General features: G+C 60.9%; 17 protein-coding genes. 9 read left to right on the top strand and 8 right to left on the bottom strand.

Features of this window, described 5'->3' with window-relative positions:
• Positions 1–11: 11 nt before the first annotated feature.
• The 4 genes from ABHR75_RS01140 to ABHR75_RS01155 form a co-directional block, all read right to left on the bottom strand.
• Positions 12–2870 carry a DEAD/DEAH box helicase gene (locus ABHR75_RS01140; RefSeq protein ID WP_346963436.1) on the bottom strand — a complete coding sequence of 953 codons (2859 nt, stop codon included), beginning with the start codon at positions 2868–2870 and terminating at the stop codon, positions 12–14.
• A 3-nt stretch (positions 2871–2873) separates the two neighbouring features.
• Positions 2874–3713 carry a DNA methyltransferase gene (locus ABHR75_RS01145; RefSeq protein WP_346963437.1) on the bottom strand — a complete coding sequence of 280 codons (840 nt, stop codon included), beginning with the start codon at positions 3711–3713 and terminating at the stop codon, positions 2874–2876.
• A gap of 286 nt (positions 3714–3999) precedes the next feature.
• Positions 4000–5007 carry a DNA methyltransferase gene (locus ABHR75_RS01150; protein WP_346963438.1) on the bottom strand — a complete coding sequence of 336 codons (1008 nt, stop codon included), beginning with the start codon at positions 5005–5007 and terminating at the stop codon, positions 4000–4002.
• Positions 5008–5175, bottom strand: a complete 168-nt coding sequence (locus ABHR75_RS01155; RefSeq protein WP_346963439.1) for a hypothetical protein — start codon at positions 5173–5175, stop codon at positions 5008–5010.
• Positions 5176–5574: 399 nt separating this feature from the next.
• Here ABHR75_RS01155 and ABHR75_RS01160 point away from each other — a divergent pair, with 399 nt between their 5' ends.
• A complete protein-coding gene (locus ABHR75_RS01160; RefSeq protein WP_346963440.1) occupies positions 5575–5874 on the top strand; it encodes a DUF2958 domain-containing protein in 300 nt (99 codons plus the stop codon).
• Between the two features lie 50 nt (positions 5875–5924).
• Positions 5925–6158: a hypothetical protein gene (locus ABHR75_RS01165; RefSeq protein WP_346963441.1), complete on the top strand. Its 234-nt coding sequence runs from the start codon at positions 5925–5927 to the stop codon at positions 6156–6158.
• 519 nt (positions 6159–6677) lie between these two features.
• Here ABHR75_RS01165 and ABHR75_RS01170 read toward each other — a convergent pair.
• The 3 genes from ABHR75_RS01170 to ABHR75_RS01180 are packed head-to-tail and all read right to left on the bottom strand — an operon-like array spanning position 6678 to position 9885.
• Positions 6678–7613, bottom strand: a complete 936-nt coding sequence (locus ABHR75_RS01170; RefSeq protein WP_346963442.1) for a relaxase/mobilization nuclease domain-containing protein — start codon at positions 7611–7613, stop codon at positions 6678–6680.
• A 17-nt stretch (positions 7614–7630) separates the two neighbouring features.
• Positions 7631–9487 (bottom strand): type IV secretory system conjugative DNA transfer family protein, encoded by a 1857-nt coding sequence (locus ABHR75_RS01175; protein WP_346963443.1) that lies wholly within the window; start codon positions 9485–9487, stop codon positions 7631–7633.
• Between the two features lie 8 nt (positions 9488–9495).
• Positions 9496–9885: a plasmid mobilization protein gene (locus tag ABHR75_RS01180; protein ID WP_346963444.1), complete on the bottom strand. Its 390-nt coding sequence runs from the start codon at positions 9883–9885 to the stop codon at positions 9496–9498.
• 749 nt (positions 9886–10634) lie between these two features.
• Here ABHR75_RS01180 and bilR point away from each other — a divergent pair.
• The 7 genes from bilR to ABHR75_RS01215 all read left to right on the top strand — a co-directional run bounded on the left by bilR (position 10635) and on the right by ABHR75_RS01215 (position 19244).
• Positions 10635–12665 (top strand): bilirubin reductase, long form, encoded by a 2031-nt coding sequence (bilR, locus tag ABHR75_RS01185; RefSeq protein WP_346963445.1) that lies wholly within the window; start codon positions 10635–10637, stop codon positions 12663–12665.
• A gap of 449 nt (positions 12666–13114) precedes the next feature.
• Positions 13115–13510: a helix-turn-helix domain-containing protein gene (locus ABHR75_RS01190; RefSeq protein ID WP_346963446.1), complete on the top strand. Its 396-nt coding sequence runs from the start codon at positions 13115–13117 to the stop codon at positions 13508–13510.
• Positions 13511–13689: 179 nt separating this feature from the next.
• Positions 13690–16572, top strand: a complete 2883-nt coding sequence (locus tag ABHR75_RS01195) for a proton-conducting transporter transmembrane domain-containing protein (protein ID WP_346963447.1) — start codon at positions 13690–13692, stop codon at positions 16570–16572.
• Between the two features lie 12 nt (positions 16573–16584).
• Positions 16585–17169: an NADH-quinone oxidoreductase subunit B family protein gene (locus ABHR75_RS01200; protein WP_346963448.1), complete on the top strand. Its 585-nt coding sequence runs from the start codon at positions 16585–16587 to the stop codon at positions 17167–17169.
• The gene (locus tag ABHR75_RS01205; protein ID WP_346963449.1) at positions 17169–17801 is read left to right on the top strand and encodes an NADH-quinone oxidoreductase subunit C; all 633 of its coding nucleotides are present in this window, start codon (positions 17169–17171) and stop codon (positions 17799–17801) included. Before ABHR75_RS01200 ends, ABHR75_RS01205 begins: the two co-directional genes overlap by 1 nt.
• Before the next feature lie 5 nt (positions 17802–17806).
• Entirely contained in the window at positions 17807–18895 is a 1089-nt protein-coding gene (locus ABHR75_RS01210; RefSeq protein ID WP_346963450.1) for a hydrogenase large subunit, read from the top strand.
• Between the two features lie 7 nt (positions 18896–18902).
• Positions 18903–19244, top strand: a complete 342-nt coding sequence (locus tag ABHR75_RS01215) for a 4Fe-4S dicluster domain-containing protein (RefSeq protein ID WP_346963451.1) — start codon at positions 18903–18905, stop codon at positions 19242–19244.
• Between the two features lie 411 nt (positions 19245–19655).
• On the opposite strand, the gene ABHR75_RS01220 is transcribed toward ABHR75_RS01215, so the two are convergent.
• The coding region (locus tag ABHR75_RS01220; RefSeq protein WP_346963452.1) for a transposase at positions 19656–20211 on the bottom strand (556 nt) is incomplete at its 5' end.

Below are 20211 nucleotides of genomic sequence, written 5' to 3' on the forward strand. Positions count from 1 at the left end.
GGCGCCCGTTGCTATTGGTAGGTGTTTGCATAAGGCCCGTAGAACAGCGCCTTGCAGTCAACCTCGGTGTACGACAGGATGGCCTCCTGCACGTCGTTTCTAAGCAGATTGATGACCCGGTATTCCTTATTGCCCATATCGCCTACGAACAGTACCTGTTTGAACACGTCGGGGAAGTCCCTGAGATAGTTCACATAGCCCTTGAGCTTGGCAAGCGTGTCACCAAGGAATTCCGCATGTGGGTCCACAAGGGACGGGCGGATATCACCCTGTTCGTCCCTGACAAAGAAAATGAAGTCAGGGTGTAGCGCCTTTCGACCGACTGAGGACATATAGGGGATGGAGAATGCTTTTGCTGACATACTCCCGGAGGGGTTGCGGTAAAAAGCGATCGTACGGGCCTTGGCAAGCTCAGTATTCACAATGGCTTGTTCCATGTCGTTCAGATCGAGCGGGCACAGGCCGTCTTCCTTCTGAACGATATGGCGTGGATACTTGGCGAACAGATCGGATGTGATGAGGCTCGTGGGCCATTCGATTCTGGTCAGACGCCTGCCCTCGGTTTCGCGTGCAAGCTCGTCATAGCGCTGCTTTGCCGCATCGCTGAGGAAATCGTACGATCCGCTGCCGTCAACCGTGTCGAAATAATCTTTTCGAGTTTTTGCCGCCCAACGTTCCAAATCATCAACAATCGCGGGCGTGCGCACTGCTGCGGCGAGCCTGAGGTCGCACTCCTGCCGACCGAGTTGCACGAAGTTCTCCTTGCGATACGCCTGGGCGAGCTCTTTTCCGAAACGAACATCCGCGTCTCGGGCTGCTTTGCGAAGTCCCTCGGGATCGGTCATGGCCTCTTCTTGGCTGGAAGTTTCGGTCTCGTTCAGCTTGTCGAGCGTAATTTTGACCGTTTCAGAAACCTCGACCTCATGGCGAGCTGCGAGGTATTCGTCTTCGTTTGACACGATCGAGCCAGCAAGGCGCCGGGAGAACCTGTGATTGACATCTCTCGCGGCATCGCGGTCCAAGCCGGTCTCAACCAAAAGACTCGCTGTGCGTAGCAGACTTTGAAACTCGTTACGTGCCTTCTTGGGGACCCTCTGAACGGGTATTGAGCCAAAGGCCTTCTTAATGCCGGCCCACTCTTCCTTGGTGAAGGATTGCTCCTGCTTGGTAGGCGGCTTTGGCTTGGAAAGCTGCGCGGGGGCGATTGGATTGATTGTGCTGTCATTTGGTTTGGGGATGGCGCTGGTGCCGCCATCTGTCGCCGATGGGGATTCGTTGCCTGTCTGGTCCGAGTCGTCTTTCGGTTCTTTATCCCGAATGGGCACAAGAGCGTCCTCAAACGAGCTCTGTTCTCCCATGCCGGCGACGGAAGGCTGGAATCCGGGCTGCTGCCCTTCGGCCTCCCTAATCGCCTCCTGATTAGCTTCGTATCGCTCAAGCTCGTCTTCATAATCCTTGTCGGTGCGAGGTTCGGCTGTCGTTACGGTCACCGGCCTGAGAACGATGTTCTTGGCGCCGATGGAGCTTTCGCCCATGGCGTCCTTGCGGCCCATAAGATAGTCAACAACGTCTTTGGTGCTGTCTGGGTTGAACTGCGGGAGATAGCACGCGACGGAATTGAGCATATCGTCTCCGTCGATGCGCCTCGCCAGCGGAGTGCGGACCATGCGCCCGACAAGCTGGGCGATATAGGTGGAATCCGAGCGTCTGCGCTGCGAGAAGATAACCTCGGCGCGCGGGCAGTCCCATCCGTTTGAGACCGCCTCTTTTGCGAAAAGAACCCTTACATTGGGACTGTCCTGAACGAACTCGGGATCTATATAGGGAATAAGGTATTTGCCCGCAGCAAGCAGCTTGTGCTCGCCGAACACGTTTGCGAAACAGGCCGCCTCATTCAAGCCGGGAACTAGGCTCATGATCTGGTCGCACAGTTCGGCAAGGGACGACATGCTGATGTTGTCGGCGGTCTGGACGAGCAAGAGCGGGTGGATGCTTCGCTCGTCTTGTTCGGTGCAATACTCGTCCCACTTGCTGCAAGCGAGGGCAAACCTTTGGCAAGCCATGGTCAGGTACTGATGCTCAACCGGGTCGTCTTTCTCGGGGACGCGGAGTTCGATGATGTCCTTCAGGAGGCCAGATTCTTGAACTTCGCGAGGCGTGACACTAACACGAGGCATCCTGACGCGGTTTTCTCTCAGGTCCATGGCGGCGTCGAAGCGCTGCGGCGTGGCAGACACGCCAACGACGATGGGCATGGCGGCACGACCCTCGAAGCCATCAATGAGGTTTGCGTAGATGGTGCTGGTGCCCTTGTCGCTTGAAGCGTTGGATCCGAGACCCCTGTGAGCCTCGTCGATGAAGAGGTAGAGGTTCCGCTCGGGATCCTTGATGGTGCGGTCGAGGATGTCCCAGAAGACGCGTCCGGAATTAAGCTCGCCTCCCTTGGTAAGCAGGCCGTTTCTACTCAGGAGGTCCTTGCTGAGGAAGTAAACGTGGCGCGGGTCCAGAACATCATGGGATGCTCCAAAATGATTGGTGACGGTCTCCAAATGTCTATGGTCGAGAACGCTGTCGGCAAGCTTGTCGGCGACGTTGGCAAAGCGAACACAGGTCTGCTCATTAAGACTGGGTGAATCAGAGAGCCAGAGGACGACGGCATTCTCATCGGGTGAAAGGCCGAGGTCGTCGCCGCCGAAGAAAAGGGCCTCGATGGTTGCTGCGCACATGACAGTCTTGCCCGAGCCGGTCGGCGATGCGAGGCAGATGGAAGACGTCTCGCCGTCCTGCTCATAGCGTCTCCTCATGCTTTCAAGTTTGGAGGACAGGGTAGAGACCGCCCTCGATTGGAAGTCCTTTAGTTCGATTCTCATGCTCTACCTCACAGCGTCTTCGGCTGCAATCTTGAAGGATTGCAGATAGTTTTCATACAGGCGTACGACGTCGATACCCGGCAGTTGGGCTTTGACGTTGGCGTATCGCGCGGTGTCGTCGGTAATCACGTAAGCGCACGAAATGCCTTCTATTGAGGAGACCTCATTGATAAAGTCGCCAACGCTCGCGTAGTCGAAGAGTACGGCGTAGCTATCGGCAATCTCATAACCCAATGCTTCGTGTTCGATGATGCGGCCCTTTGCGCCTGCGCGCAGCCATAGGAGCGGCGCAATCTGTTCGAAGGCGACTCCGAGCTCGACAGCATCGGGGTCTTCGTAGGTGAGGTCGAAGAAGAGCGCGTTTTCCTCAAATCCGTCTGCCATTGGGAATTCATCTACGAATTTATAATTGCCTTTAACCGCCTGTCCTTCTGGTGTCTTTCCAGTTATTGCCGCCGTCACACGCGGCTTTGTGATGTGTTCACAGATGCCGAGTGATTCCCATTCCTGATCACCTTGGCGCAGGCCGCGTTTTATTAGTTTCTTGGCCTCATCCTCAGAGACCTCGTTGTTCGTGATACAGACGCACCTGCGGTTTCCACCATCCTGATGATTGAGTCGCATAACGGCGTGAGCAGTGGTGCCCGAGCCCGAGAAGAAGTCAATTACAAGGGCATCCCGTTTGTTGGCGAGAACGCTAGCGAGTGAAAGCTCTGTAGCATAGAGAGACTTGGGAAAGGTGAAATGCCTGTCGCCTACAAATCTCTTGATATACCTGCTTCCATATTCCCCAGCGGAAAACTGGGGGCCACTCCACACGGTGGTCGGTACGGCGCTACGCACGCCGCATTCCTCCAAAATTAGAGATCCATCTTGCGCTTTGCCCAGCAGTTTGATCTCACCGTTTTTAAGGCGCTCCTCTTGTGAGTCTCCAAGATAAAGAAGCGAGTACCGATCGTTTTTCTTGTTGTATTCTCCGACCTTTGCACAACCTCGGGCGAGTTTTGCTCGTAATGCGGGCTGAGATATGCGCCACGTCGCCTCCCCGCCGTCCGTTCTGAGTGGCCAAATCGCCCGAAGGCCATTGGGAACATCAACTTCGCGCCAGTCTGCAGCAAGGGGGAGGGAATCACCGATCTCCTTGATTGTGGCATCGCGCTCGTCGATAAATATCGGATAGAAGAGGTTGGGTCGGGCCGCTCGGGCCGCGTTGGGGCCTCCTCTCAGCAGCCACTTTTTCTTGCATATCCCCGAATTCTGCTGAATAGAGCTTGCGGTCAACGGCGCAGGGGGCAGCCGAGCCGAAGAAGCAAAAGACAGCGTATTCGTCCGAGCGTTTGAACTGATTGTCTCTCGCAACGCCATTCTTGTTGATTGTGATCGTGACGGTCTGAATGCTTGCCGCATGGGAAAAGACGTTTTCAAGTAGGAGCTCGAGTCTCGGGTACTCCTTCTCATCTATCGTAACAATGAGAACGGATTTCTCGGGGTTGAGCAGTTGCTTGGACAGTTTGAGGCGACGTTCCATGAATGCGAGCCATTTCGAATGGCGGTATTCGTCGGAGCCGTCCACATAGTCGTTGTTGTATTTCCAGTCGCGCGCGCCGGTGTTATAGGGTGGATCGATGTAGATGCAGTCGACTTTACCAGCGTAGGCGAAGGCGAGCGTTTCGAGCGCATGGTAGTTTTCGCCGTTGATGACCACCTGATAGGGCCTATCCCCGCCGCGCTCAACGCGCCCGGTCTCTTTAAGTCCAGCGTATATGGGCTGATCGTACTCCGCAACGGCAACAACGTCGCGAATGAGTGCCTGTCTGGGCGTCTCGACGTTATCGTAGTAAGAAACTGTTTTGTGGGCAACGAGGCTTGCGGTGTCGCCCGAGATGGATTCGACGCGCCAAAGAAGCTTGTTGTACGGCTTCTCCCTTTCGCCTCTTTCGGGCAGAACCTGAACGATGTCGCCCTGTGTGATTCTTTTGCCATGGAGCCTCATGCGCTCTGGTCTGTTGTGCTCGAAGACGAGGCCGAATTGCCTCTGCGCGGCAAAGGCGCGGATGTCTGCGGCGAGTTGCCTATCACCGAGCTTCACAGCCCTGTCTACAAGGTTCTGGACCGTCTCCTGTGAGGTCTGAGGCACTTAGTTCGCCCCCTTGCACTTCTCGTCGATCCACTCCCGGACGACTTTGGCAACGGTTTTGTCCTGATTCGCGGCGTAGGCCTTCAAGGTCCTTTTATCTTCGAAGGTCATCGAGAGTGTGAGCTTCGTTAACTCGCTTCCATGCTCTTTGAGTGCAGCTTGTGGCATATGGGCCTCCTTCTCCTGTGAGGCCATCATATCCCATTTAGGCGTAATTGCGTATTTACGGAATTACGCCTAAATGGCGATGAGGAGGGTTTCGTTTGTTTGGAAGTTGAGGTCAGGTGGCAAACCTGTTGTTTTGGCAACTTTGCCTGCATGTGGAGAGGCGTTTAAAGCTCGTCGCGGTTGCGCCTCCGCTGCGGGGCCTCAAGGGGCCGCGCGGAACCCCGCACAAATCGTCCGCTGCGCTCCCGATTGGTGGAGGTTGCCGCGCAGCTCCCTTGACCCCTCCTTCGTTGCGGCGCGGCTTTGCAGGGAGCAAAGCCAAGGCGGCCGCAGGCGCCGCCAAGGCTTTGCCCGCAGGGGCGAGAGGATTAGGCCCACGGGGCCGGAAGGGAGACGGAGATGCAGAAGCTCATGCCCAAGGAGGTGGTGGCGACGGTGCCGCCGCTGTACGCGACCGAGGAGGAAGCGGACCCTGTCGCGCGCGTGAAGCTGTTCAGCTGCATAAGCGGCTGGACGTGGTACGTGACCGAGTACGACCTCGAAACGGGCGAGGCGTTCGGTTTCGTCGAGGGTTTCGCCGACGAGTGGGGGTACTTCTCTATCCCCGAGTTCGAGGCCCTGAACCGCTCACATGGTTTCAACGTCGTGGAGCGCGACGAGAGCTTCGAACCCGCGCCCGTGCGCAAGGTCAGGCGTTAGGAACGAGAGGGCGGGGCCGTTACGGCCCGCCCTCCACAGAGGAAGGGTGAATGGAAATGAAGTTGGAAAAGAAGGTCGGCCGTTACGTCGTCTGCGAGCGCGGGCTGCTCCGCTCATATGCCGGGGCGCTGGAGGGTCCGACGTGCGGCTCGAGCGACGACCTGTCCGAGGCGCTGGGGATGCTCGACGCAGTGCTCGAGTTCGGCCTCCAGGGCTTCGTGTACGACTCGGCTGAGGTTGCGGTCCTGGACCCGACGGGCGAAGAAGGGTGGGTCCGGCTGTGACGGCCGCGGGGTGCCGCGCCTCTCGGCGCGGTGCTCCGGGCCCGCAAGGGGCCCTCCGCCCGCTCGGCCCGCAAGGGCGGGCCTCGCTCTCGCTGCGCGACCAGGAAACGCTCCCTCGGGGTCGCCTTCCCCGCTCCCTCCGCTCACGCCGCCCGTGTCCCGCGAACGGCTGCATTCAATCGCTTGCTCATGGCCGCGATCATTCCGCCGTGTCGCGCGCCTCGGGCTCTCACTGCGGGCTTCCAAACGCTCCCTCAGGGTCGCCTTCGGAAGCCCTCCGCTCACCATCCCGATGGGCTGGCAAGATATGCATTGCGGCGTACAAACCGTCGTTCCTACGGTTTGCTCGTCGCAATGATCTTGCCCTGCGCACGGCGCAGGGGGAGGGCGAACCGCTCGCTACGGCTCGCTCCCGCCGGGTGATGGGCCGCTCGCTACGGTTCGCTCTCATCACAAAGAGGCCCCGACCGCGCGCGGGCGGCCGGGGCCACGAGGCTTCCGTCTGACGCGGAGGCATCGCTAGTACATGTCCCGCGTCATGTAGTCCATTGTGCGGTACAGCTGCATGCACAGCCTTATCGCGCGCATGACGCCATGGTAGGTGAAGCGGATTGTGCGCCCCGTCCTGCGATGCGTGACGTAGCCCAGCCTCGCCCCGTTCACCTTGCGCTCGCCGCCCAGTGACTTCGAGCGGAAGCGGTACTGGAGGTCTCCTCCCTTCGAGCGCTTGAGCGAGATGCCGTCCTGCACGAGGCGGCGCGAGAGCTCGGCCATGCGGTCTGGGCAGTCGGGCATGCGCCCGACCTCCTCGATGCGCTTGGCGACCGTGCGCCTCACACGCTCGTTCTCGGAGCGTTCGGCCTGCCCCTTGCGGGCCATGTCGCGCTCTTCCGCGCCGGGTTGCCTGCCGTGCACGCGGGAGTTCGCCTTTCCGCGCTCAAGCTGCCTGAGCCCGTATTTCTCGTCAAGGGCGCGCACGGTCTCGGCGCGTGATTTCGCCGCCGCCCGCGCCGGGCCCTCGTTTAGGCGCAACCCGGTGGCGAGGTCGCTCCGATTTACGGCCACATGCGCTGAGAACCTGTCGGTGCCGTCGGACCCGCAGTGCTCCCGGTGCAGGACGACGAGGCATTCGTGGGTGCCGTACCGCATCTGGATGTAATCGCGGGCGTAGTCCATGCAACGCTCCGGCGTCATCTTGCCGCCGTTGCAGCTGCATTCGTCGGGATTGAAGTTGAGGGTGACATGCTGCATGTATGTGCAGCGCGCGCCTACCTTGCCCGGCTCGTTGTGATGGAACTGCTCGCGAGTGGCGCGCATCTCCTCGAACCACCTGCCCTCGTCGATGATGTTCTGGGTGTCGTGCGCCAGAACCTTCTCTCGGTTCCAGTCCAGATAGGACCTGATGTTCCTCAAATGGCGCTCGCTACAGACGGACACCTGCTTCACGGCCGTCATCTTCCTCCTTCCCGGGGCTACAGCGCGCCCCACTCGTCATCGTCGGCGGCGTCGGCGATTGCTTCGGGGAAGTCCGGGCACCATGTGCGGACGTCCGACACCCTGCCCGCATCGCGTCCGTCGAGCTTCTTCTGGTAGGCGAGGCGCTTCGCGGCGTCCTCCTCCCTTGTGCCGAGCCCGAAGTGCGCTTTCGTAGGCGTCTTGGTGCAGTCGGCCAACGGTGCGCGGAACGCGCCCGCGCGGGATGCGGGCAGTCCGTTCATAGCCTGCTTCACCACGATGGCGCCTTCCCTGTCGGGTGCCATCTCGATCCACTCATGCGGTCGTATCACGTCGTCGGCGTGCTCGCTGTAGCTCGTGGTGCTCGATGAGGACGCGCCCCTGCTCGCGCTCGTGCCCATGGTATGTCTGGTCGTTTTCCCGACAAGCTCGCTCGCGTAGCGCCTGTCCTCCTCTTCGCCCAACTTGAGGAAGACCTTCACGGAGCAGTTGGCGAGGATCTTGCGGCGGCCGTCGCGCTCTCCGTATTTATTGAGCTGCGAGATGTTCTGCACGCTGCCGCACCAGCTCAGGCCATACGAGCGGCCGAGGGAGAGCAGGGCGGGGAGGCACTTGACCGCGCCGAGGTTGCCCCACTCGTCGCCGAGGATGGTGAGCCTCCTCGGGACCTTTCCGCCGTTGGAGTCGGCTATGGCGTACACGGCCTTGTAGAGCTGGTCGAAGAGTACCTCGAACAGCCGATTGTAGGGGCTTCCCTCGTCCATCACGTGGAGGAACAGCGCGGTCTTTTCGGTCAGGACGCGGCGCACGTCGATGTCGTCCCCGGAGGTGAGCCATGCGATGGGACCCGAGGCGTAGATGCGCAGGTTGACCTTGAGCGTGGACAGCACGCTGCGCATCTCGTTGCCCCCGCTGCTCAGGAACTGGGAGCCGAAGACGCGCGACGGGTGGTCGTGGGGCAGCGAGCGCAGCAGAGCCTTGAGCGGGACTGCGGGGTCGGCCCCCTCGGCCTCGGTGCCCTCGTTGATCACCCTGCACACGGTCGCCATGTTGCGGCAGCAGTTCGGGCAGTCGGGGCTGGTGGAGACGTAGTAGGCGACGGAGGAGAAGAGGCCCCTGGCCGAGTTCACCCAGTGGGAGCCCTGCCCCTCGCGCTCGGCGGGTACTATCGCCGAAGCCAGGTCCTCCGCCGCCTGCTCGGCGGCCTGCGAATCCCCTTGGACCGCAAGCTCGACGATGAGCTTGAGCGGGTTGAAGCGAGAGCTACGCGAGGGGTGTTGCGTGTCGAGGAGCAGGACATCGTAGCCGCGCGCCTCGATGGCATCGCCGCACAGCTCGATGAGCTCCGACTTCACGTCCGAGACCACTACGTTCTCGGCGCTTTCGCCGAAGGTGAGCAGGTCGAGGCTCGGGATGTTCTGAAACCTTGTCTTGCCAGACCCGGTCTGTCCGATGCAGATGACATGTCGGTCGGGCTCAAAGAGGTACAGACCTCGCGAGAAGCCGAAGACGTAGCCGTGGCCCTTCGGCTCGCTCTTGCCGTCCCATGTCATGGAGCCCTTGATGACCTCGCGGCCCTCCTTGACGCGGGCGTTTCCCAAGACGCCGCCGTCTTCGGCGCGGCCCTTGGCCCTTTCGGTCGCGAAGAAGAGCAGGGAGATGAGGAAGAGCAATGCAAGGATGGCGATGGTGCCGGCCGGGTGAGCAGCGAAACCGCCTGATAGCCACCAGCCGGGAACGGCGGTGAGATCGAAAACGGGGATGACGGTGACACCGTCTCCGTTCAGCAGACATTCCGCTGGCCGGGCAAGCGCGGGACAGCAAAACGCTCCGAGTGCCAGAGCGCTGATGAGGGAGGGGGTAAGGATTTCCATTGCTCCCCCTAACTGCGCACTGCGGCGATAAGCGCGCAGATGTTGTCCGCGGCTGCGGAGACACGGCGCACCGCGCGGTCGGTATTGGCGGCGGAGTCCTCGTCTGCTCCGAAGGTATTGAGCGCGCGAGCGCATTGGTTCAAGTTCGACCCGGCGTGCTTCAAATCCGCGAACGCCTTGCGAAGTTCGGCGATGTCGAGGTCCACCGTTGGCCGTGCCTCTTGATCTCCCAGCGTCTTCATGCGGGTGTAGGCGGAAATGCTCATGCCCGCCTTGCACGCGCGCGAGCGAATGCGGGTGAGCTCGTTCTCGGTGACGCGGACGTAGATTCGCCTGCGGCGTCCGATTGCGTTGCGGTGCTCGCCGCCTTCTTGGGTGTTGTTCGTCTTGTCGTTCATGGGAGTAATCCTTACGTCAGTTGTGGCAGAGCCTGTGGCAGGATTTGTGGCAGCAGGTCCGCTCCCACGGACTACCACAGGCTCCCTAGAATTACTTCCCGTTGCCATTTTACGAGGTAGATACCCCTAATCAACTCTCATGCGTTTACATGGCCTACGTAGAAAATGCCCCTCATAACCCGGAGGTCGTAGGTTCAAATCCTGCCCCCGCGACCAAGAACTTGCAGCTCGTCGGCCTAGCCGGCGAGCTTTTTTGTTATTCCGGGACTGTGTTTTCGGTCCAATTCTCGGCCTCTCAAACAAAATCTCGATCTGTAACATCTAGACCCGATTTGGGCGGCTTGGTGTTACAGATCGAGATATACCGGTGGGTTGGGTCGTGTTTGTCTAAATCTGTAACACGAGGGACGGTTTTTGCCGAGTAACCGTTACAGATTGAGATTTTCTAGCAGGCGGGTTTGGTTTGTCTCGATCTGTAACAGATAGGGGCAAAAAGTGGGCCTAGCTGTTACAGATCTAGATTGTTGAGGATGGGCCGAGAGGAATGTCTCGATCTGTAACAGTAAGACCCGGTTTTGCCGCGTAACTGTTACAGATTGAGATAAACCGGCGGGCCGCCCCGCCCATCCCCATCCACCTGCCGCTACCTGCTGTCCGCCGATTTCCGTTGCGCTGCTGTATTCCCATGCCATATCCTCTAGACAACTATGCGGCATCATCGCCGCCGCGCCTACAAGAGAGGAATGTCCATGACCACACCTGCATCCAAGCTGCTCCAGCCCATTACGGTTGGCCCCCTTGAGCTCAAGAACCGCATTATGTTTCCGCCGCTGACCACCGGCTACGAGGAGCGTGACGGTTCCATCGGCGAGCGCAGCCTGGCTTTTTACGAGCGCCTGGCCCGTGGCGGCGTGAGCTACATCGTCATCGGCGACGTCGCTCCCGTCATGACTGCGAGCCCCACGCCCAAGCTGGCGACCGACGCCCAGATCCCCACGTTTAAGGCCCTGGCCGACGCTGTCCACAAGCACGGTGCCAAGGTTGCGCTGCAGCTGTTCCACCCCGAGTACGACGTGCCCGGCGTCGGCCGCATGGTCATGGGTTCCATGGCCGCCGCCAAGGCCGCGCAGGAGGCCAAAGCCGCCGGCGACGAGGAGACCTTCGCCGCCAAGATGGCCGAGTCCAACGAGATCCGCAAGCAGGCCTACGCCAAGCTGCATCACGACATGCAGCACTTTGTGAACGAGGCGAGCGTAGAGCAGCTCACCCAGATCAAGGAGGCCATCGCCGCCTCGGCCGCCCGCGCGCAGCAGGCCGGCATCGACGCCATCGAGGTCCACGGCGACCGCCTGGTGGGTTCGCTGTGCTCGGCCATCCTCAACAAGCGCACCGACGAGTACGGCGGCTCGTTCGAGAACCGCGTTCGCTATGCGCTGGAGGTCGTCGCTGCCATTAAGGAGGCCGCGCCGGGGCTGATGGTGGAGTACAAGCTCCCCGTGATCATGGAGAACCCCGACGGCACGCCGCGCGGCAAGGGCGGCCTGCTGCCCGACGAGGCCTGCGAGTTCGCCAAGCTGCTCGAGGGCGCGGGCATCGACATGATCCAGGTCGCGCAGGCCAACCATACCGGCAACATGGGCGACACCATTCCGCCCATGGGCGCCATGCCCTACAACTGGACGCTGCCCGTGGCCGAGCGCGTCAAGGCCCTGGTCTCCGTGCCGGTGGCAACCGTCGGCCGCGTGGTTTCGGTCGAGGCCGGCGAGAAGATTCTGGAAGACGGCGCCGCCGACATCATCGCCTATGGCCGCTCGCTCATGTGCGACCCCGACATTGCGCTGAAGGCCGCCACGGGTGAGCCCATCCGCGAGTGCCTCAACTGCAACAAGGGCTGCGTCGACGCGATTCAAAACCGCAAGTACATCTCGTGCGTGCTCAATGCCGAGAACGGCGACGAGGCGACCATCGCCATCAAGCCGGGCGAGGGCGACAAGAAGATCGCCGTGGTGGGCGGCGGTATTGCCGGCCTGGAGGCCGCGCGCGTGGCAGCCAAGCGCGGCTACAACGTGACCGTCTACGAGGCGAGCGATCATCTGGGCGGCCAGATTGTGCTGGCGGCCGCGCCCCCGCGCAAGGACGAGATCATGCGCTCGGTCGAGTATTACGAGAAGATTCTGCCTGGCCTGGGCGTGAAGGTTGAGCTCAACCACGTCGCTAGCCCCGCGGACCTCAACGCCGCTGACGCCGCGATTGTGGCCGTGGGCGCACACGACGTGGTCATCCCCGTTCCGGGTGCCGACTCGGACAAGGTCGTCTCGAGCTGGGACGTGCTGGCCGGCAAGGTGGAGCTCAGCGGCCGCGTCGCCGTCATTGGCGGTGGCCTAGTGGGCACCGAGACTGCCGAGTATCTGCTGCAGCACGGCTGCGAGGTGGCGATCGTGGAGATGCTCGACAAGATTGCCGCGGGCGAGTCTGAGACCATTCTGCCGCTGATTATGAGCGACTTTGCCGAGCACAACGTGGAGCAGCACGTGAAGACCCGCCTGACCGCCATTACTGACGAGGGCGTGGAGGCCGTTCGCACCGCCGAGGACGGCGCCGAGGAGCCGGTGAAGATCGCCTGCGATTACGTGGTGATGGCCGTGGGCTCCAAGGCCAACGCGTTTGACCTGGATGGCGTGACGGTGCCCGTGACCTGCGTGGGCGACTGCTCGGGCGAGCGCACCGCCGACATTGCGAGCGCCATTCGCACGGCGTATCACGCGGCCAACGAGCTGTAGTTGAGCATCGCGGCCAGGCGGGACGGTAGCACGGATTCGTTTCGCCCGGCTGTGTCCCGTCGGGTGTCAATCGGTGCGGGGCCTGCAAGCGCAGCAGGTCCCGCCCTTTTTGTTTTGCTCCGGTGGATGGCAATGCGCGGTAATCATGAGGAGTGAGGACGTCTACTGCATTGCAGATCACTCAAAATTATTGTGGGAGGGGTTAATAACTATATCCTCTATACCAAAGGACATAAAGAGATGTCAATTTTGTTGACAAGCGAATGACGATTAGCTGCGAGTCAGCTACCAGCGTAAATAATCGATAAAGAAATGTCGTAATTTGGTGCCAAATGCCCAGATAACGCCGCGTCTATTTTAATTAACTGCTTTGAACAAACAGTAAAATGCTACTATCTAACTTGCACGTAAGAAAGCAGATTAACGGTTAAGGCTAAGAAGTGGCAGGTATGTCGGAAGCAACTAGGACTCGCACGCATGCGCCCGAGGTTAGGCAGCGCGCCGTCGAGATCCTCCAAGAGGGGGTCGGTCATCGCGCCCTCGCCGCGGAGCTTGGCATTCCCCAGGCCACGGCTCGTCAGTGGGCCCGCGCGTATGCCGTGGGCGGTGCCGACGCCGTTCTCAATGCCGGTTCGCATCATCACACCTATTCGTACGACGTAAAGCTCGCTGTGGTTAAGGACCGTCTGGAAAACGGCTTGACGGTTCGCGAGACCATGATCAAGCACAAGATTCCCAGCGAGTCTTCGGTCAAGGCTTGGTGTCGTCAGTATCGCGAGAGCGGTGAGTCCGCGCTGGTCGATAAGCCGCGCGGTCGCAAGCCGCGCGTTAAAAAGGCGGAATAGCAAACGGGATGGTGCGCCCACAGGGGCGCTTTTTCTTGCTGCGCCTCTGCTCCAATGCGGACGCACCCTTACCCCGTACGCCTAAAACTCCCCAGTTGACCGAAAACCCGCCGCCGCTACTCCTCAATTGAGCTATAACGTTAAACAATTGCAGCGTTTTTGCATGGGGGAGTGATGGTATGACGCTACTGTATTTCCTTACCCTGTTTCCGCTGGTACCGGCGCTGGGCATGCTGCTCGCGCGCGGTGACCGCGCCCGCGATGCGGTGGGGCTCATAGGCTCCGGCATTATTATGGCGGTGACAGTTGTAGTCGCCGTCATGTTTTTTGGCACGGGTCCGCAGAGCTTTGAGGTTGCCCCCGGCACCTCGCATGTGCTCTCGATCATCAGCTCCGCTATCGATGTCATCCTGTGCGCCGTCATCCTGTACAACGCGTACAAATATAGGAACGCGCTCACCACGGTGCTCGGCGTGGTGCAGCTGGTGGGCTCCGTTGCCTTTGCGACCATGACGCTGCCCGCGGCCGAAGCCGTCACGGCGACGCCGCTCTACCTGGATTACATGAGCGTGATCATGGTCCTCGCCGTCGGCATTGTCGGCAGCCTTATCTGTATCTACGCCCTGGGTTACATGAAGGACTTCCAAGCGCACGATGAGCACGAGGCCGCGCTGCGCGGGCAGACCGCACCCGACCGTCGTCCGCAGTTCCTGGCGCTTATGTTCCTGTTCCTCTCGGCCATGTTCGTCATCGTGACGAGCGACAACCTTGAGTGGCTGTTCTGCGGCTGGGAAATCACCACCGTGTGCTCGTTCCTTATGATTGGCTACACGCGCACGCCCGAGGCCATCAAGAACGCCTTCACCCAGATCATCCTTAACATGCTGGGCGGCATCGCGTTTTTGGCGGGCCTTATGTTCCTGCACGTTAACGGCATGCCGCTGACCATCTCGGGCATGATCGAGCTTTCCGGCTCCGGAACCGCGCAATCCGCGCTGCTGGTGATGCCGGTCATTCTGCTGTCGCTCGCCGCACTCACCAAGGCCGCACAGATGCCGTTCCACACGTGGCTGCTCGGTGCCATGGTTGCCCCCACGCCCACGAGCGCCCTGCTGCACTCGTCAACCATGGTCAAAGCCGGCGTGTTCCTGATGGTCAAGCTGAGCCCGCTCTATGCCATCTATCCCGTGACCGGCTTTATGGTCACGAGTGTGGGTGCCATCACGTTTTTGCTCGCTGCCCTCATGGCCATCTCGCAGAGCAACGCCAAACGCGTGCTCGCGTACTCCACCATTTCCAACTTGGGCCTCATCAGTGCCTGCCTGGGTGTCGGCGCGCCCGAGGCCGTATGGGCGGCCATCTTCCTGATCCTGTTCCACACGGTGGCAAAGTCGCTGCTGTTCCTGTGCGTGGGCACGGCCGAGCATCATATCGGCAGCCGCGATATCGAGGACATGGACGGTATGTTCAGCCGCATGCCGCACCTGACGCGCCTGATGATGCTGGGCATCATGGGCATGTTTGTGGCGCCGTTTGGCATGCTCGTGTCCAAGTGGGGCGCCCTGGTGGCGTTTGCCCAGACCGGCAACGTGCTCATGATCATGGTGCTGGCCTTTGGCTCGGCCGCGACGTTCTTCTTCTGGGGCAAGTGGCTTGCCAAGCTTTCGGGCGTCGACCCCACGGCTCAAAACGTTGAAGTCAATGTTCATAAGACCGAATGGATGGCGCTCAACACCATCGCCGCGCTGCTGATTCTGTGCTGCGTGGCGTTTCCGGTTATCTCGAGCGGTTTGGTGTCGCCTTACTTGGCCATGGTGTTTGGCCGCGTGCCGTACGTTATTGGCAAGGACGCCATGTATCTGATGGTGGTTATCGTGGCTTTTATCGCCGTGGTGCTGCTGACTTCATTCCGCGTGAGCAACAAACCGCACGTCAACGTGTACCTTTCGGGCGTGGGGACCGACAAATATCGCCATTTCCGCGGCTCGATGGGACACGAGGTGAAGGCCGAAAAGCGCAATTGGTACTCGGAGGACGCCCTTGGCGAGAAGCGTATTGGCCCCGCGGGTAGCGTCGTGTGCTGCAGCATTATCTTGTTTGCGCTGCTGTGTTGCGCGTGGATTGGGCCCGAGCGACTTGCCATGAGTGCGCCCTCGGTGCTGCGCGGCAAGTATTTCGAGGGTTCGGGCGTCGTGGGCATTTTTATTGGCACCGTGGCATTTGCCTTACTGGCGCCGCTTGTGGGCGGCCTGATCGACGGCGTTGACCGCAAACTTTCGGCCCGCATGCAGGGCCGCGTGGGCCCGCGCCTGCTCCAGCCTTTCTACGATGTGGCCAAGCTGCTGCGCAAGGCCCCCGCCAGCGTAAACACCATGGACGATACCTACATGGCGTGCGCGCTCATCTTTACCGTGGTGGGCGGCGGCATCTTTGTGTCGGGTTCCAACACGCTGTTGTGCGCTTTTATGGTGACCCTCGCTGCGATCTTTGTGGTGTTGGCGTCCGCCTCGACGCAAAGCCCGTTTGCCCAGGTCGGCGCCGACCGTGAGCTGCTGCAGGTCATGAGTTACGAGCCCGCCGTTTTGCTGATGAGCGTGGGCCTGTACCTTGCCACCGACAGCTTCGATTCCATCGCCGTGACGGGGCAGTCGGCCCCCATCATCGTGTACAGCGCGCCCATTTTCCTCGCGCTGCTCGCGGTGCTCACCATCAAGCTGCGCAAGTCGCCGTTTGACCTTTCGTACTCGCATCACGCGCATCAGGAGATCGTCCAGGGCGTCGCCACCGAGATGAGCGGCGGCACGCTGGCCAAGATGACCCTTATGCACTGGTGCGAGACCGTGCTGTTTTTGATGTGGGTGGGCATGTTCTTTGTTTGGGACAACCCGGTGAGCTGGGTCGTAGCCCTGGTCGTGATGGCTGCGACGTATTTTGTCGAGGTGCTGATCGACAACACCTTCGCACGCAGCACCTGGCGCAGCTGCTTTAGGCTCGGATGGGGCGTGGCGCTGGTGTTTGGCCTGCTCAACCTTATGCCCATCCTCGTCGACGTTTTTATTTAGGAGGCGGCATCCATGGATCATAAAATGTCGCGCTCGCCGTGGGTTATTCATTACGACGGTTCGAGCTGCAACGGATGTGATATCGAGGTGCTGGCCTCGCTCACGCCGCTGTTCGATGCGGAGCGCTTTGGCGTGGTCAACACCGGCAACCCCAAGCATGCGGATATCTTTTTGGTGACGGGGTCGGTCAATGCCCAGAACCTGCCTGTCGTGCGCCAGATCTACAACCAGATGCTCGAGCCCAAGTGTGTGGTGGCATGCGGTATCTGCGCGTGCTCGGGCGGCGTGTTTCGCGATGCCTATAACGTGATCGGCGGCGTGGACCGCGCGATTCCCGTGGATGTGTACGCGCCCGGGTGCGCCGTTCGCCCCGAGACGGTGATCGATGCCATCGTGGAGGCGTGCGGCATCCTGGATCAGAAGGAGGCCGTGATGCGTGCTGGCGGCGATCCGCTTACCGTGGGCGGCGCCGCTACCTGGGATGGTGGCGTTGAGCTGGGCGAGGGCGGGTTTGTGGCTGCGTCTGAGGCCGGCGACGCGCCTGCCGCTGGCGACGCACCTGCTGAGACGCCCGCCGCTGCAAAGGAGGCCGAGTAATGCAAAAGGCTATCTATACCACCGTCGGGATTGACGAGCTCCTGTCTCATGTCCAGGCGCTCAAGGGCGTCGGCGCGCGCTTTGTGCAAATGCACGCCGAGCGCAACGTCGACGACGGCTCGTATCGCCTGGTCTATACGTTCATCAACGTTCGTGCTGCCCAGGAGCAGATCGCCCAGGACGGCAACTATGTGATTGAGAACCTGGTAGTCGAGGGTATCGACCGGTACCAGGAGATTCCGTCCATCAGCTCGTATTACCCCGCGGTGTTCCCGTTTGAGAACGAAGCGCACGACCTGTTCGGGCTTGCCGTCACCGACATGCAGATCGACTTTAAGGGCTTTTTCTACCATGTTTCGACTGCCGAGCCCATGAGCGTTATCACGCCCGAGGTGAAGGCCGCGCGCGAGAAGGCCATGAAGGTCCGTGCCGCCGCCGAAGCCAAGGCGCGCAAGGCCGCTGCCGAAAAGGCCGCCGCTGCTGCGGCTGCTGCAGGGGAGGGCGCTGCGAGCGCCGGCGATGCCGCGGGCGCCGCTGCTCAGCCCGCTGCCATGGATCCCGAGAAAGCAGCCAAGGTCCGCGCGGCGCTTGCCGCCAAGGCCGCCCGCGACAAGCAGAAAAAGGAGGCGTAAGGCCCATGGCACATCGCTCCGTTATTCCGTTTGGCCCGCAGCACCCGGTACTGCCCGAGCCGCTTCATCTGGACCTGGTGATCGAGGACGACCGCGTCATCGAGGCAATTCCGCAGATCGGTTTTGTGCACCGCGGACTCGAGAAGCTCACCGAAAAGCGCGATATGCATCAGTTTGGCTACATTGCCGAGCGCATCTGCGGCATCTGCGCCGTGGGCCATAGCTGCGGCTATGCCAGCGCCTGCGAGGGCATGCTCGGCATCGAGGTGCCTGGTCGCGTGCAGTATATCCGCACCATTCTGCATGAGCTTTCGCGCATTCACTCGCATCTGCTGTGGCTGGGCCTGCTCGCCGACGCCTTTGGCTTCGAGGCGCTGTTCTATCGGTCATGGACCCTGCGCGAGCAGATACTCAAGATTTTTGAGAGCACTTGCGGCGGGCGCGTGATTCTGTCGATTAACGAGATCGGCGGCCTTAAGCACGATATCGAGGACTCCGAGCTGGCGGGCATTGTCCAGACGCTCGATGCCATGCGTCCTGACTACGAGGCCCTGGTGCATACGTTTTTGGACGACAACAGCTGCGGCGAGCGCCTGCATGGCGTGGGCGTGATTAGCAAGAAAGACGCGCTGGAGCTTTCGATGGTCGGTCCGTTTGGGCGCGCATCGGGCGTGGATTACGACGTGCGCATGTTTGACGACGGCGCCTATGCGGACTTGGCCGCGTTTGAGCCCATCGTTGCTACCGATGGCGATTGCTATGCCCGCTGCCAGGTGCGTTGCGCCGAGGTCACGCAGGCCATGGACATCATTAAGGAGCTTGTGGGCAAGATTCCGCACGACGGGATTGGCGGGCGCACCAAGCTTACGCCGGCCGACGGCGCGCGCGGCGAGGTTGTGATTGAGCAGCCGCGCGGCGAGGCGTATTACTATGTGCGCGGCAACGGCACCAAGAACCTGGACCGTTTCCGCGTGCGCACGCCGACGTCGCAGAACTTGGCGGGTCTGACGCATGCGCTGCAGGGCGTACTCCTTGCCAACGTGCCCATGATTATCCTGACCATCGACCCCTGCATTAGCTGCACGGAAAGGTAGGCGCGGCATGAGTTTGCTGACATTTGCCAAGACGGCCTTGGGCTCTATGGTCAAGCAGCCGGTAACGGTGTGCTATCCGCAGGAGAAGCTCGCGGCGCCTGCGCGCCTGCGCGCGCATATCGTCAATGATATGGACGTGTGCATCTGCTGCGGCATGTGCGCACGTCGCTGTCCGGCGGGTGCGCTCGCGGTCGATCGCAAGGGCGGCACCTGGTCGATCGACCCGTACGCCTGCGTGGTCTGCGGCGAATGCATCGAAAGCTGCCCCAAGCACTGCCTGAGTATGGACACCGCCCGTACTCCGGTTGCGGCGGATAAGACTCCCACGGTAGAAACCAAGCCGGAATAGCGCTGAAATAGGGGCCGGCGGGGCAAAATGCCCCGCCGGCCCCGCGCGTAGACGCGCGGTTAGGCCATCTCGAACAAAACTATGCCGGTTTACTACGATGAATTGCTAATCTTCAACCACGCCGCATTTGGTAAAAACAAAACTGCAGGTAGACGGCTTGCGATTTTGCAAAGAAAGCGAGTGTGGTCGGGGAATTCGTATTTATCGTAGTAAACCGGCATAGTTTTGAAATGGCACCGTATCGGCAACAGCCCCTGATCCCCCGGGGACGGAGGAAAGCGGACCATTTAGGCCTTGCAAGGGCGTCTGCGCGACCCGTCCGCCACGAAATGGGCCCATCTACTACGTTTGGGCGGCTACCCTCAACCACAGCGAAAAACGCGAAAACAAAACCGACGCTCCTATAAGTTGTCAAGAGGCAGTTTGCGGGAGCGCTCCCTTCAATTCGCACAGGAGCTCGTAATACCTCCTCTCCAGTTTCGTCGACCGCCGTTTCCCCCGCTCCAAGTGCCCGAGTGTGGCTGCGGACAGGCCGAGCTCCGCGGCGGCCTGCCTCTGAGTCACCCGCATCGCCTTGCGCATCTTCGCGAGCTCGGGTCCCTCCGGCGCGGCGCCGTCGGGGTTCGGGTCCATGAGCACGCGGTACACCTCCCGCGCTATGTAGCGCTTCAGGCAGCGGACCGCCTCCCTCCGGGACTTCCCCTCGGAGGTTCGCCTCGCCACGTACCTCCTCGTCCTCTCGTCGTACGCCATGCGCTTGATCGCGATCTCGTAGAGCGCCCAGTTCGCCTGCCGGTTGCCGCCGCGGTTGAGCCTGTGCCGGTCCGTCTTCCCGCTCGACGCGGGGATCGGGGAGGCGCCGCACATCATCGAGAACGCCGCCTCGCCCCTCAGCCTGCCGGGGTTGTCGCCGGCGGCCACGACCAGGGCGGCGGCGGTCGTGGTGCCGCAGCCCTCGACGCCGAGC

Source organism: Collinsella aerofaciens, from assembly GCF_039752955.1.
GTDB classification, from domain to species: Bacteria; Actinomycetota; Coriobacteriia; order Coriobacteriales; family Coriobacteriaceae; genus Collinsella; species Collinsella aerofaciens_BI.

What these genes read in the sequence shown, in the direction of transcription:
- ABHR75_RS01140 (WP_346963436.1), bottom strand. Translation starts at nt 2,870, where the DNA reads ATGAGAATCGAACTAAAGGACTTCCAATCGAGGGCGGTCTCTACCCTG.
- ABHR75_RS01200 (WP_346963448.1), top strand. Translation starts at nt 16,585, where the DNA reads ATGGATCATAAAATGTCGCGCTCGCCGTGGGTTATTCATTACGACGGT.
- bilR (WP_346963445.1), top strand. Translation starts at nt 10,635, where the DNA reads ATGACCACACCTGCATCCAAGCTGCTCCAGCCCATTACGGTTGGCCCC.
- ABHR75_RS01205 (WP_346963449.1), top strand. Translation starts at nt 17,169, where the DNA reads ATGCAAAAGGCTATCTATACCACCGTCGGGATTGACGAGCTCCTGTCT.
- ABHR75_RS01180 (WP_346963444.1), bottom strand. Translation starts at nt 9,885, where the DNA reads ATGAACGACAAGACGAACAACACCCAAGAAGGCGGCGAGCACCGCAAC.
- ABHR75_RS01210 (WP_346963450.1), top strand. Translation starts at nt 17,807, where the DNA reads ATGGCACATCGCTCCGTTATTCCGTTTGGCCCGCAGCACCCGGTACTG.
- ABHR75_RS01155 (WP_346963439.1), bottom strand. Translation starts at nt 5,175, where the DNA reads ATGCCACAAGCTGCACTCAAAGAGCATGGAAGCGAGTTAACGAAGCTC.
- ABHR75_RS01175 (WP_346963443.1), bottom strand. Translation starts at nt 9,487, where the DNA reads ATGGAAATCCTTACCCCCTCCCTCATCAGCGCTCTGGCACTCGGAGCG.
- ABHR75_RS01215 (WP_346963451.1), top strand. Translation starts at nt 18,903, where the DNA reads ATGAGTTTGCTGACATTTGCCAAGACGGCCTTGGGCTCTATGGTCAAG.
- ABHR75_RS01190 (WP_346963446.1), top strand. Translation starts at nt 13,115, where the DNA reads ATGTCGGAAGCAACTAGGACTCGCACGCATGCGCCCGAGGTTAGGCAG.
- ABHR75_RS01160 (WP_346963440.1), top strand. Translation starts at nt 5,575, where the DNA reads ATGCAGAAGCTCATGCCCAAGGAGGTGGTGGCGACGGTGCCGCCGCTG.
- ABHR75_RS01165 (WP_346963441.1), top strand. Translation starts at nt 5,925, where the DNA reads ATGGAAATGAAGTTGGAAAAGAAGGTCGGCCGTTACGTCGTCTGCGAG.
- ABHR75_RS01195 (WP_346963447.1), top strand. Translation starts at nt 13,690, where the DNA reads ATGACGCTACTGTATTTCCTTACCCTGTTTCCGCTGGTACCGGCGCTG.
- ABHR75_RS01170 (WP_346963442.1), bottom strand. Translation starts at nt 7,613, where the DNA reads ATGACGGCCGTGAAGCAGGTGTCCGTCTGTAGCGAGCGCCATTTGAGG.